Source organism: Streptomyces guryensis (assembly GCF_021261325.1).
In the GTDB taxonomy this organism is placed as follows: Bacteria; Actinomycetota; Actinomycetes; order Streptomycetales; family Streptomycetaceae; genus Streptomyces; species Streptomyces guryensis.
This window is the reverse complement of record NZ_JAJSBI010000002.1, coordinates 654,041-666,782: the sequence shown is the minus strand read 5'-3', so window position 1 is coordinate 666,782 and position 12,742 is coordinate 654,041. Positions and strand designations below refer to the sequence as shown.

The 12,742-nt window shown below is 71.1% G+C and carries 8 protein-coding genes and 3 pseudogenes; 7 read left to right on the top strand and 4 right to left on the bottom strand.

From position 1 onward, the window contains the following. Positions 1-23: 23 nt before the first annotated feature. Entirely contained in the window at positions 24-632 is a 609-nt protein-coding gene (locus tag LJ657_RS06875; protein ID WP_232647377.1) for a hypothetical protein, read from the bottom strand. 455 nt (positions 633-1,087) lie between these two features. Here LJ657_RS06875 and LJ657_RS06870 point away from each other — a divergent pair. From LJ657_RS06870 to LJ657_RS06855, 4 genes and pseudogenes are all read left to right on the top strand, one after another. Continuing rightward, positions 1,088-2,227: pseudogene (locus LJ657_RS06870) on the top strand (beta-galactosidase); the annotation flags it as partial. Between the two features lie 108 nt (positions 2,228-2,335). Further along, a pseudogene (locus LJ657_RS06865) lies at positions 2,336-4,483 on the top strand (glycoside hydrolase family 36 protein). Positions 4,484-4,487: 4 nt separating this feature from the next. After that, positions 4,488-5,996: a glycoside hydrolase family 43 protein gene (locus tag LJ657_RS06860; RefSeq protein WP_232647375.1), complete on the top strand. Its 1,509-nt coding sequence runs from the start codon at positions 4,488-4,490 to the stop codon at positions 5,994-5,996. A gap of 122 nt (positions 5,997-6,118) precedes the next feature. Continuing rightward, positions 6,119-7,870 (top strand): cellulase family glycosylhydrolase, encoded by a 1,752-nt coding sequence (locus LJ657_RS06855; protein ID WP_232647374.1) that lies wholly within the window; start codon positions 6,119-6,121, stop codon positions 7,868-7,870. Between the two features lie 47 nt (positions 7,871-7,917). Here LJ657_RS06855 and LJ657_RS06850 read toward each other — a convergent pair. After that, positions 7,918-8,719: pseudogene (locus tag LJ657_RS06850) on the bottom strand (LacI family DNA-binding transcriptional regulator). Positions 8,720-8,860: 141 nt separating this feature from the next. On the opposite strand from LJ657_RS06850, the gene LJ657_RS06845 reads away from it, so the two are divergent. Further along, positions 8,861-10,078 (top strand): beta-galactosidase small subunit family protein, encoded by a 1,218-nt coding sequence (locus tag LJ657_RS06845; RefSeq protein ID WP_232647373.1) that lies wholly within the window; start codon positions 8,861-8,863, stop codon positions 10,076-10,078. Positions 10,079-10,105: 27 nt separating this feature from the next. Here LJ657_RS06845 and LJ657_RS06840 read toward each other — a convergent pair whose 3' ends face one another. Then, a complete protein-coding gene (locus LJ657_RS06840) occupies positions 10,106-10,381 on the bottom strand; it encodes a hypothetical protein (protein WP_232647372.1) in 276 nt (91 codons plus the stop codon). Next, positions 10,378-11,196 carry a phytanoyl-CoA dioxygenase family protein gene (locus LJ657_RS06835; protein ID WP_232647371.1) on the bottom strand — a complete coding sequence of 273 codons (819 nt, stop codon included), beginning with the start codon at positions 11,194-11,196 and terminating at the stop codon, positions 10,378-10,380. The genes LJ657_RS06840 and LJ657_RS06835 overlap by 4 nt, the downstream gene beginning before the upstream one ends. Positions 11,197-11,269: 73 nt before the next feature. Here LJ657_RS06835 and LJ657_RS06830 point away from each other — a divergent pair, with 73 nt between their 5' ends. Continuing rightward, positions 11,270-12,130 (top strand): AraC family transcriptional regulator, encoded by an 861-nt coding sequence (locus LJ657_RS06830; RefSeq protein ID WP_232647370.1) that lies wholly within the window; start codon positions 11,270-11,272, stop codon positions 12,128-12,130. Positions 12,131-12,247: 117 nt separating this feature from the next. Next, complete coding sequence (locus LJ657_RS06825) at positions 12,248-12,727, top strand: GtrA family protein (protein WP_232647368.1); 480 nt, start codon at positions 12,248-12,250, stop codon at positions 12,725-12,727. Positions 12,728-12,742: the final 15 nt, after the last annotated feature.

Here is a 12,742-nt window from a genome sequence, read left to right as displayed (position 1 = left end):
GCTCCCACTGACGTCGCGGGCTGTCAATCACTGGGTGAATGGAGAGTTTCGCCGCGTTCTCCCTCTTGTTCCGCGAGAAACATGTCATTAACGTTCCCGGCCAAGTGAAGCGCTTCGACGCCCGGAAGGAGAAGGGCCGCCGCCATGAGTGACGAGTTGGATCGCAGAACCTTCGCCGGCCGGGCCGCCGCCGTGGCAGGGGCCGCCGCGATGACGCCGCCACTGTCCGCGTGCGGAGACGGCGGGAAGCAGCAGACCGGCGCGAACAGCACGTCGGGCCTGAAGAAGGCTCTGCCCGCCTTCGTGCCCAGCGCCTCCCTCAAGCCGGACTTCCCGTCCGTGTCCAGCGGCCCGGACGCGGCCACCGGCCCCGGCTTCCTGCACTGCCCCACCGAACACCCGGTCACCGTCGCCGGCGCCCCCGGCAAGGGCGGCGAGTACACCGCGGTCACCCCGCTCCGCGGCACCGTCCCGTCACCCGGCAACTCCTTCTGCCAGGCCATGAACAAGGCCCCGGGCCTGGACCTCGCCGTCAAGCCCGCGGACGGCAACGACCACGCGACCATGATCCCGACCACGACGGCCGCCAAGCGGCTGCCCGACTGGATCTCGCTGCCGAACTGGTTGAACAACAACGTGAACCTCGGCCGGCCGGCAGGCACCCGACTCGCGGACCTGACTCCCCACCTGTCCGGCGACAACATCAAGACGTATCCCGACCTGGCCGCCCTCCCCACCGGCGGCCGGCAGGCCGGCGCCTGGGGCAACAAGCTGTGCGGCATACCGTGCGTTGCCAGCAAGTTCATCATGGCCGGCAGCACCTTCCACCGGCGCGACATCCTGGAGCCGAAGGGCAGCACCGCGGACGACGTGAAGTCCGCCGCCGACCTGATGAGCCTCGGCAAGGAACCGACCGACGCCGAGCGAGGCGTGAGGTCCTTCGGCGACGTGTGGATGTCACCGGCGCGATCAAGGGCTGCCCCGACCAGACACCGCCCCTGGACCGGAGGCGGCTCCGACCGCCCCTCCCCGCTGCTGGAGCGGAGTCACTTCCCGCCACCGTCACGAAGGACAGGGACCCACCGTCATGACCTCGCGCAGCCTGACCGACCGCCTGGGCGGACTCGCCTTCGGCGGGGACTACAACCCCGAGCAGTGGGACGAGCCGACCTGGAAGGAGGACGACGAGCTGATGCGCCGGGCCAGGGTCAACCTGGCCACCGTCGGCGTGTTCTCCTGGGCCCTGCTGGAACCCGAGGAGGGCCGCTACGACTTCACCTGGCTCGACGCCCACCTCGACCGCCTGCACGCGGGCGGCGTGGCCGTCGACCTGGCCACCCCCACCGCCTCCCCGCCACCCTGGTTCACCCTGGCCCACCCCGACGCGCTGACGGTCCGGCCCGACGGCACCCGACTCACCCACGGCAGCCGGGACACGTACTGCCTCGCCGCGCCCGCCTACCGCGACGCGGCCCGCCGGATCGCCGGGGCGCTCGCCGAACGCTACGGCGACCACCCCGCCCTCGCGCTGTGGCACGTGCACAACGAGTACGCCACGCTGTGCCACTGCGACCACACGGCCGCCGCCTTCCGGGTGTGGCTGCGCGCTCGCCACGGCTCGCTGGACGCCCTCAACACGGCCTGGGGAACGGCCTTCTGGAGCCAGCGCTACGGCTCCTGGGAGCAGGTACTGCCACCACGTGCGACGAACTGGCACAAGAACCCCGGCCAGCAGCTGGACTTCCACCGCTTCTGGTCCGACGAGGTGATCGCCGCCTACCGCGAGCAACGGGACTCGATCCGCCCGCACAGCGACCGGCCGGTGACGACGAACCTGATGCTGCCCGGCTACCAGAACGTGGACCTGTGGGCGTTCGCCCGCGAACTCGACCTGGTCAGCTCCGACCACTACCCGAGCGCTCCCGGCCTGGACGCCGCCGCCGACGTCGCCTTCCACGCGGACCGCGCCCGCTCGCTGGCCGGCGGCCGGCCCTGGCTGCTGATGGAGCAGGGCACCAGCACCGTCTACGACGGCGACCGCACCCTGGCCAAGGAGCCCGGGGACATCCTGCGCCACACCCTCGGTTACATCGCGCGCGGTTCGGAAGGCGCCCTCTTCTTCCAGTGGCGGCAGTCCCGCGCCGGCGCCGAGACCTGGCACTCGGCGATGGTCCCGCACGCCGGGCCCGACAGCCGGATCTTCCGTGAGGTCACACGGGCCGGCGAGGCGGTCGCCCGGCTCGGCGAGCTGGCGGGGTCGGCGGTCACCGGGTCGGTGGCCGTCCTGCACGGCCCCGACGCCTGGTGGGCGCTCGGCGTGGACGGCCGGACCACCATGACCCGCGCACCGCAGACCCTCCGATGGGGCCATGAGGCCCTGGAGGTCGAGATCGGCGTCGGCGACGACGGCGTCCCCCGTCTCAGGCACGTCGGCCTGCCAGGCGGAAGGCCGGCCGGGCGGCGCAACTGGCCGCCACTGCCCCTGGTGGAGGTGACGGCCGCGGGCCACGGCCGTAACTGGTCGGGCGGCCGCCTGATCGACACGTCCCTCGGCGGGCGGATGCGCTACCGGGCACACCAGGTGCGGCGCGACGGCGACCGGCACGAGCTCACCGTCGAACTGCACGACCCCGAGACCGGCCTCGTGGCGGAGGCGGTCTACCGATCACCGGACGGAATCCCCGTACTGCGCGGCGAGGTGGCCCTCCACAACGAGGGGGAGGCCACGCTGCACCTGGAGTCGGTCTCCTCCCTCGTGGTGGGCTGCCTCGCGGAGGGTCCGGCCGCCATCGACGGCGCGGACCTGCTGTGGGCCGAGAACGACTGGGTCGCCGAGTGCCGCTGGCAGCGCAGACCGATGAGGGTGACCTCCCCGGTCCTGGGCGACCGCGTCGTCTACGACAACGGCAAGGGGGAGTTCACGCGGACCGGTCGGGGCGTGTGGTCCAGCTGTGGCCACCTGCCCATGGGCGGCCTGACGGACCGTCACTCCGGCCGCACCTGGCTGTGGCAGATCGAGCACAACGGCGGCGGCTGGCACTGGGAGTGCGGCGAACGCGACGGCCTGGCCTACGTGGCACTGCTCGGCCCCGACGACACCCACCACGGCTGGCGCCACCCGCTGGAGCCCGGCGACCGGTTCCGTACCGTCCCCGTCTCCCTCGCCTTCAGCGACGACGGCGGCCCGGACGAGGCGTTCGCCTCCCTCACCCGCTATCGCCGTGTCATCCGCCGCCCGCATCCGGACCACGAGCGGCTCCCCGTCATCTTCAACGACTACATGAACTGCCTGATGGGCGACCCCACCACCGAGAAGCTGCTGCCGCTGATCGACGCGGCGGCCGAGGCGGGCGCGGAGTACTTCGTGATCGACGCCGGCTGGTACGACGGCGAGAACGGCGGCTGGTGGGACAGCGTCGGCGCCTGGGAGCCGGCCGCCTCCCGGTTCCCGGGCGAGCGCGGGATCCACGAGGTGCTGGACCGCATCCGGGAGCGCGGCATGGTGCCCGGCCTGTGGCTGGAGCCGGAGGTCATCGGTGTGCGCAGTCCCATGGCCAAGTCTCTTCCCGACGAGGCGTTCTTCCGCCGCGACGGCGTGCGCGTCACGGAGACCGGCCGCCACCACCTGGACCTGCGCCACCCCGCCGCCCGAGCCCACCTGGACCAGGTCGTGGACCGTCTGGTCGGTGAGTGGGGCGTCGGCTATCTCAAGCTCGACCACAACATCGACCCCGGTTCCGGCACCAGCGCCCACCCCGGCGAGACCCCGGGCGCCGGTCTGCTCGGCCACAACCGGGCCCACCTGGACTGGCTCGACGCCATCCTGGACCGCCATCCGCACCTGGTGGTGGAGAACTGCTCCTCAGGTGGCATGCGCTGGGACCACGCCCTGCTGTCCCGGGTGCAGCTGCAGTCCACGAGCGACCAGCAGAACCTCCAGCTGTACGCGCCGATCGCCGCGTCCGCGCCCACCGCCGTCACCCCCGAGCAGGGCGCCGTCTGGTCCTACCCGCTGCCGACGGACTCCCCGGACGAGGTGGCCTTCACCATGGCCAACGCCCTCCTCGGCCGGATCCACCTGTCCGGACCGCTTCCGGACCTGCCGCCGGGGTCCCGTGCCCTCGTCCACGAGGGCGTCGCCACGTACAAGGCCATCCGCGCCGACCTGGCCCACGCCGTCCCCGCGTGACCACTGGGTCTCCCGGCCTGGGACGACCCGTGGCTGGCCCTGGCCCTGCGCACGCCCGCCACCACCTACCTCACCGTCTGGCGTCGCCCAGGCGCCGACACCACCGCGGCCCTCCCGCTGCCTCACCTCGGCGGCGCCGCGGCCCGCGTCGAGGTCCTCTACCCCGCCGCGAGCCGGGCCGTCGCCGTCCTGCACCCCGACACCGCCCGGCTCACGCTGACGCTGCCCACGGCTCCGTCGGCGGTGCTGCTGCGCCTCGACCACCCCAACGCCCTTGATCAGAAACGGATTTGACTACGTGTCAGACATACAGCAGGCAAACGCCACCGTGTCCAACCCCGTGCTCCCCGGCTTTCACCCCGATCCGAGCATCTGCCGGGTCGGCGAGGACTACTACCTCGCGTGCTCCAGCTTCGAGTACTTCCCCGGTGTACCCGTCTTCCACAGCCGGGACCTGGTGAACTGGACCCAGATCGGCAACGCCCTCGACCGGCCGAGCCAACTGCGCCTGCCGCTGGACAAGCCGTCCTCGGGCGGGATCTACGCACCCACCCTGCGCCACCACGACGGCCGGTTCTGGCTGATCGTCACCAACGTGAGCGCCGACGGCAATCTGCTGGTCACGGCCACCGACCCGGCGGGCCCCTGGTCCGATCCGGTCCTGCTGCCCGGAGTTCCGGGCATCGACCCGGATCTCGCCTGGGACGAGGACGGCACCTGCTGGTGCACCGTCGCCGGGGTGTCCCAGGTCCGCCTCGACCCCGACACCGGGGAGACTTTCGAGCCACCGCGCAAGCTCTGGTCCGGCATGCCCGGCGCCAAGGCCCCAGAGGCACCGCACCTGTACCGCATCGGCGACTACTGGTACCTGCTCATCGCCGAGGGCGGCACCGAACGCTGCCACGGTGTCTCGATCGCCCGTGGCCACACGCCGGGCGGCCCGTTCGAGCCGTGCCCGGCCAACCCGATCCTGACCCACCGGGGCACCGACCACCCCATCCAGAACACCGGCCACGCGGACCTGGTCCAGGCACCCGACGGCTCGTGGTGGATGGTACTGCTGGGCGTGCGGCCGGGCGGTGGCACGCCGGGCTGGCACGTGCTGGGCCGCGAGACGTTCCTGGCACCGGTGACGTGGGTGGACGGCTGGCCGGTTGTCGGCGAGGTTGCGCTCGAACTGCCCGCGCCCGCCTGGCCGCTCGTACCGGGCCCGGTGCAGCCCGGCCGGGACGACTTCGACCTCAGCGAACTGCGCCCGCAGTGGATCTCGGTGCGCGACCGTCCGGCGGAGCGCTGTACCACCAAGGAACGCTCCGGCTGGCTGACGCTGCGTGCCCGGGGGGCTTCCCTGGACGAGCCCGACGTCATCTTCGTCGGCCGCCGCCAACAGCACCTCACCTGCGGCGCGCGCACCCGGATCGACCCGGCCGAGGGGCGTGGCGGCCTCGCCGTCCGGCTGGACGAGGAGCACCACTACGAGATCGAGGCATCCGAAGGAGAGGTGCGGCTGCTCAGCCGTATCGGTCCGCTGAACAGCGTCGTGGCGTCCCGGCCGGTGCCCGCCGGGCCCGTGGTCCTCGGCGTCCGCGTCTCCGGCACCCCCCTGCGGGACGCCCGCACCGGGCCCGACGTTCTCACGTTCGGCGTCGAGGAGCCCGACGGCACGTTCACCGAACTCGGCACCCTCGACGGCCGCTATCTGTCGACCGAGGTGGCCGGCGGCTTCACCGGCCGGGTCATCGGCATGTACGCCGCCGCGGGCACCGTCCACTTCGACTGGTTCGACTACGAGCCGCTCGGCCCCTGAGCGAACGCCGCGAGCCGGGCCCCCGGGCGCCGCCCGAAGACGACCGGCCCCTCCCCTGCCACCCGTCCTCAGCATCCCCCCACCGGCGGAACCTCCGCTCGGAAAACAGAGAAGGGTCAGAGATGAAGGGAACGCAACACCTCACCGGCCACCGCAGACGCGGCCCCGGCCGGGTGCTCGGCCTCCTGCTCGCCCTGGTCACGGCGATCGGGCTGACCAGCACCACAGCACTCGCCGCACCGGGTCACACGGTCACCTCCCCGGTGGCAGCACCGCGGGTGCTCAGCCCGGTGAGCGCGGTGGCGGCGATGCAGCCCAGCTGGAACCTGGGCAACACCCTGGACGCCATCCCGGACGAGACCTCCTGGGGCAACCCGCCTGTCACCAAGTCCCTGTTCGACACCATCAGGTCCCAGGGCTTCCGCAGCGTCCGCATCCCCGTCACCTGGAGCGGCCACCAGTCGTCCACCGCCCCCTACACCATCGACGCGACCTGGATGACCCGCGTCAAGCAGGTGGTCGACTGGGCGCTTTCCGACGGCCTGTACGTCGTGATCAACGTGCATCACGACTCCTGGCAGTGGATCGCCACCATGCCCACCGACCACGACAACGTCCTGGCCCGCTTCAAGGCCACCTGGACCCAGATCGCCTCCACGTTCAGGGACGCCCCCCGGCGTCTGCTCTTCGAGAGCAACAACGAGCCGCAGTTCAACAACACCACCGACGCCCAGGGCAGCCAGTACAACAACGAGCTCAATACCGCGTTCCACACCGTGGTGCGCCAGACCGGCGGCAACAACGCGACCCGTCTGCTCGTCCTGCCCAGCCTGGGCTGCACGGCCTCCCAGGAGCGTATGGACCCGCTGGTCAGCGAGATCGACTCGCTGAAGGACCCCAACCTGGTGGCCACCGTGCACTACTACGGCTGGTACCCGTTCAGCGTCAACATCGCCGGCGGCACACAGTTCGATGCCACCTCGCAGAAGGACATGAGCGACACGTTCACCCGCATCCGCAACACCCTCACCGCCAGGAAAATACCCGTCTACATGGGTGAGTACGGCCTGCTCAACTACCCCGACTACCACCACCCCGCACGTGTCGAACAGGGCGAGGCACTGAAGTACTTCGAGATGCTCGGCTACGAGGCCCGCACCACCGGAGTGACAACGGCCCTGTGGGACGCCTTCAACTTCCTGAACCGCACCACGCTGCAGTGGCGTGAGCCCGAACTGATCAACCAGATCAAGTCGAGCTGGACCACCCGCTCGGGAACCGCCTCCTCGGACCGGATCTTCCTGGCGAAGTCGAGCGCGATCACGGCGAAGACGCTCACCGTGAACCCCAACGGCCTCTCGTTCCGGGGGCTTTGGCAGGGCAGCAAGAGGCTCTCCCCGGGCCAGGACTACACCGTCTCCGGCAACCAGCTCACGCTGACGGCCTCCGCACTGACCCGACTGGCAGGCAACCGCGCCTACGGGACGAACGCCACGATCGAGGCCAGGTTCTCGCGCGGGGTCCCCTGGCAGATCTATGTGACCACGTACGACACGCCGGTACTCTCCGACGCCGGCGGCAGCACCAACGGGCTCAGCATCCCCACCCGGTTCCGCGGCGACCGGCTCGCGACCATGGAGTCCAGGTACGCCGACGGCAGCACCGCGGGCAACACCAGCTGGACTCCGTACCAGGAGTTCAACGGCGCCTTCTCCCCCGACTACCCGGGCAACGCTCTCACCCTGACCCCCGACTACCTCAACGCCCTGCGTGACGGTGCGCAGGCGACGCTCACCTTCCACTTCTGGAGCGGAGCAACCGTGACGTACCGCGTGACGAAGTCCGGCAACTCCGTCACCGGGACCGTCGGCTGACGGTTCTCACCCCGGGTGCCGCCACGGGCGGCGCCCGGGGGCCTCGCTCAGCTCTTCGGCGGGGCGGTGCTCTCACGGACGGCGAGCGTGGTCGCGATCTCCACCCCGACCTGGGGAACGTCCTCGCCGCGGCCCAGCGCCAGGGCGAGTTCGGTGGCGGCCACCGCCATCTCGGCCAGCGGCTGGTGGACCGTGGTCAGCGGCGGGTCCACCCAGGCCACGGCCGGTACGTCGTCGAAACCCACCACGCTCAGGTCGTCCGGGATGCGCAGACCGAGTTCACGGGCGGCATCGTAGACGCCGAGGGCCTGCATGCCGTTGGCGGTGAGGACCGCGGTGGGGCGGTCGGAGCGGGAGAGCAGATCACGTGCCGCGGTGCAGCCGTCCTCGCGGGTGCGCTGAGTCCTGACCACCAGGTCGGGGTCCACCGGCAGGCCGGCCACCGTGAGCGCGGAGGAGTAACCCGCCATCCGCGCGAGACAGAAGGGATGGTCAGGACCGCTGATCATGGCGATGCGACGATGCCCCGGTTCGACCAGGTGCCGGGTCGCGGCCTGGCCGCCCCGCCGGTTCGTGGCCCCCACGAACGGCACGTCGTCGGGCAGCTCGGGCGAAGGGCAGGTGGCTGCGGTTCTTCGGGGGCTTGCGGTATCCGTACCGGGCGATCAGTTCCTCGATGCGGGCCCGGGTCTCGTCCGACGCACCGGACCGGCCGTTGAGCACCTTCGACACGGTGGGCACCGAGACGCCTGCGGTCTCGGCGATGTACGCGATGGTCACCGCAGCCGGTCCGTCACCGCGTGCGGGCTGCTCTTCCGCCGAAGGGGTCTCTGATCCGTTGTCCGGCACGGTCGCGTTTTCCCCATCCCCTCGGCCAGTGAAGCAGTCGTTCTGGCACCCCCCGTTGCCGGGACGGCGCCGCTTGGCGGCCCCGAGGGGGTCATCGAGCCCGTCGTCATCGGCCCCGGCAGCACGCCAGGTCACCTCCTCGTGCACAACCGCTACGACTTCGTCGGCCTGGCACATCTCCGGTTCACCTGGACACTCACCCGGGACGGCGTCCCACTGGACGAGGGCACACTGGCGACGCCGGACCTCGGCGCCGGAGACAGGACCGAGATCCCCCTCCCGCCGCTCGGGGCGGGCGGCGACGGCGAACGTCTGCTGACCGTACGGGCGGAGCTGGCCAAGCCCACGGTGTGGGCCCCGGAAGGGCATACGGTGGCCTGGGGCCAGGTCCCGTTGCCCTCTGACGGCCACCCGGCACGCACCGTACTCGACGCCCGGCTGCGGGCCGCGGACACCTCGGGCCCGCGGATCGTCCTCGGCCCCGCCCGTTTCGACCGGAGCACCGGCGCACTGCTGGGCCTCGGGGGCCATGAGTTCCGCGGTCCACGGCTGGGCCTGTGGCGGGCGCCGACCGACAACGACCGCGCCTGGTCCCAGCGCGACGCCCTGTACTGGCAGGCACGGGGCCTGGACCGGCTGCGCCACCGGACCGTGTCCGTCGACCCGGCCGCAGAGGGCCTGACCGTCGTGGTGCGCAGTGCCGCCGCCGCGACGGACTGCGGCTACCTCACCACCTACCGCTGGGAGACGGACGGGCGCCGGCTGCGGGTGCGCGTCCACACGGAGCCGGTCGGCCACTGGCCCGAGCGCGAGGACGTCTTCGGCGAGCCGATGGTGGACGCGGACCTGCCGCCGGAGCGGTACGCCGAACTCGTCCGCCGGGACAAGGCGCCCTCGCTCGCCCGTATCGGTCTGCACTGGGAGCTGCCCGGGGAATGTTCCCGGGTCAGCTGGTTCGGCGCGGGTCCCGGAGAGGCCTACCCGGACTCCCGGAGGGCGGCCCGGGTCGGCCTCTTCCACTCGAGTGTCGACGAGTTGCAGACGCCGTATGTGCGACCGCAGGACAACGGCAACCGGGCGGACGTGCGCTGGGCCGAGGTGGTCGACGAGGAAGGCGCGGGCCTGCGCGTCGAGGGAGCCGAACTGTTCAACCTGGCCGCCCGCCGGTGGGACGACCGGCACCTGGCCGAAGCACGGCACCAGAGCGACCTGACCGCCGGGCCGACCGTCCATCTGTACACCGACCACGTCGTGCAGGGCCTCGGCTCCGGTGCCGTGGGCCCGGGCACCCTGCCCGAGTACCGGCTCGAAGTCCGGCCCGCGGACTTCACATTGGTGCTGACCGCGCTGCCGTCCTGATGAGACGCGGCCGGCGCCCGTGCCGGGTCACGGGCGGGGGTCTTCCTCCAGTTTCTCGAAGAAGAACTCGTGTTTGAGGAAGGAGACGTCGTACTCGTGGCCGGCCTGCGGCGGCAGCATCTGCGACGCCTGGAACAGGCGCCACCCGTCCTGCAGCGCGGCGAGGCCGGTCGGGTAGGGCGGCTCGTCGCTGTCGCCGGTCGTCGGACGGGAGCGGCCGGTGCCGTCGTAGCGGGACCAGCCGACGACGTGGGAGTCGAGTGCCGACGTCGAGAGGTAGAGGACCAGGACCTGCTGCCTCATGCGTGACTCCTCAGGGCCGGGCGGTTGCTGACGCGCGTGACCCAGTACTCGATGTCGAAGGAGTCGTCGCCGGTCAGGGCCCGCCACAGCAGGATCCGGTTGTAGATCTCCAGTCGGGCGGTGGCCTGCTCACACCAGGGGAAGTACGTGCCGAGCTCCGCGGTCACGGCCTGGTCGTGCAGATCGGTGGTGTCCCAGAGCCGCACCTGCGGCACGGTCGGGTTGAGACGGAGTTTGTACATGTAGCGGCGGCGCGCGGTGTCGTTGCGGCGGCCGCTGTGCCAGATGCCGTGATGCAGGAGGACGACCGTGCCCGCCGGGCAGGTCAGACGCCTCTGTCCTCTGAGGTTCTGGACGCGGCCGATGTCAGTCTCGTTGATCCTGCGCAGATGGGTTCCCGGCACGCTGAGCGTGCCGCCCATGTCGGCGGTCACCTCGTGCGGGTAGTACATGAGCTGGATGTCGAACGCGTCCGGCCGTACGTCGATGATCGCGTCTCCGTGGAGGGGCTGTGCCTGCCCCTCGTGCGGCTCACGCACGTGTACCGCATGGTGGTCGACGGTCGGCGCGGGCCCGACCAGGCTCTTGACGGCGCCCGCGACGACCGGCAGGGCGAGCAGCTCGTGGACGAAGGTGTCAGACGCGAACGCCTCGTCCAACGGGATGCCGTAGGGCAGGTCGGGCAGGCCGTCGGCCAGGGTCGCGACGGCCCGTTCATTGATCTCCTGCGGCACCACCGCGTCGAGGCGCAGGAAGCCCTGCGAGACGAAGCGCGCCATCTGAACTGACGTCAGAAGTCGGTCACTGGTTGGCATGCGACGAACGTACGGGCCGTGTCCGGCTCTGTCGTGGGTCGAATTCATCCAGTGCTGGTAGTTTTCCATCCTCATGGAGCTTGTGACACTGCGGCTCGACGAGCCGCCCACCGTGGCGGCCGCCGGCATCGGGATACACGGTGTCGCCACCGATCACGACGTCTTCCGGCTGCCCGGTCTGTGGCAGCTGCACCTCTACAACTACGAGGGCACGCTGACCATCGGCCGGTCCATCCACCCCATCCGGCCCGGTCATGTCAGCCTCGTGCCCCCTGACACGGAGGTTCACTTCCGCTATCGGGGCAGGTCGGAGCACTTCTACGTCCATCTGCGGCTGAACGGGGCCGGAACTTTGCGATCGGTCCCGGTGATGCAGGACGCCGGGGCCGAGAGCACACGCCTGGCCGATCTGCTCGGGTACGCCGTCGCGGCCGTGCCGTCTTCCCTCCCGCGCGCCACCGCCGAGGTCTGGGCCGCCCTGTGGCGCGTCGCTGAATTGCCGAGGAACGACGGAGCCGGGCGTCAGCACCCTCTCGTGGCCGCGGCGCAGGCGTACATCGAAGTGCATCTGGCGGGCCCGCTGTCCGTACCGGACGTCGCCGACGCCGTCGGAATCTCCCACACCCACCTGACGCGGGTGTTCCGTGCCGAGACCGGCCACACGGTGGTGTCGTACATCCGGCACCGGCGCCTTCAACGCGCCCGTCATCTCCTGCTGGCGTCCACCCTGTCCATCACCGCCATCGCCGCGGCCGTGGGCATCGCCGACCTCCAGGCGTTCAACAAGGCCTGCCGCCGTGAACTCGGCGCGAGCCCGCGTGACATACGAGGGTCCGGGCCCACCCCTCCGGGCGAGAGCCCATACGGTCGGCGCGGTTCCCTCACCAGAGCCACAACCGGCCGACGATCTGCGCCGGCACCCGACAAGTCGTAGGGTGATTGCCGAGGGGCAGGCAACCCCGGACCCCGGACCCGGCAGCCCAGCCCATGGGTACCGCACCGGGTGGTCCCCGCTCACCTTCCGAGCCGGGAAGGGACTGAATTGATCGTGATGGGCCACGGCCCCCGTCGGGCACTGACGGGCGAGATCGTGAGGTTCGCGCTGGTCGGCGGAGTCGGCGTGGCGGTGAACTTCGCGGTGTTCAACCTGTGCCGCGCGGCCACGCACCTGCCCGTGGTGCGGTGCAGCGTCATCGGCACCTGTGTGGCGCTCCTCGTCAACTACCTGGGCTTTCGCTACTTCGCCTACCGCGACCGGGACAAGCGGCGGCCGGCCCGTCAGTTCACGCTGTTCTTCGTGTTCAGCCTCGTCGGCCTGGTCATCGAGAACGGCGTGCTGTACGCGGCCACCTACTGGTTCGGCTGGGACACGGCCCTGCAGAGCAACCTGTTCAAGGCCGTGGGCCTCGCGGCGGCCACCGCGTTCCGTTTCGGGGCGTACCGGACCTGGGTGTTCCGGCCACCGGATTCCCTCGACCGGCCCGCCCCCTCCCCGTCGCGGGGCGATACCGCGCGGCCCCGTGCGCGCTGAGTGACCCCGCCGCCG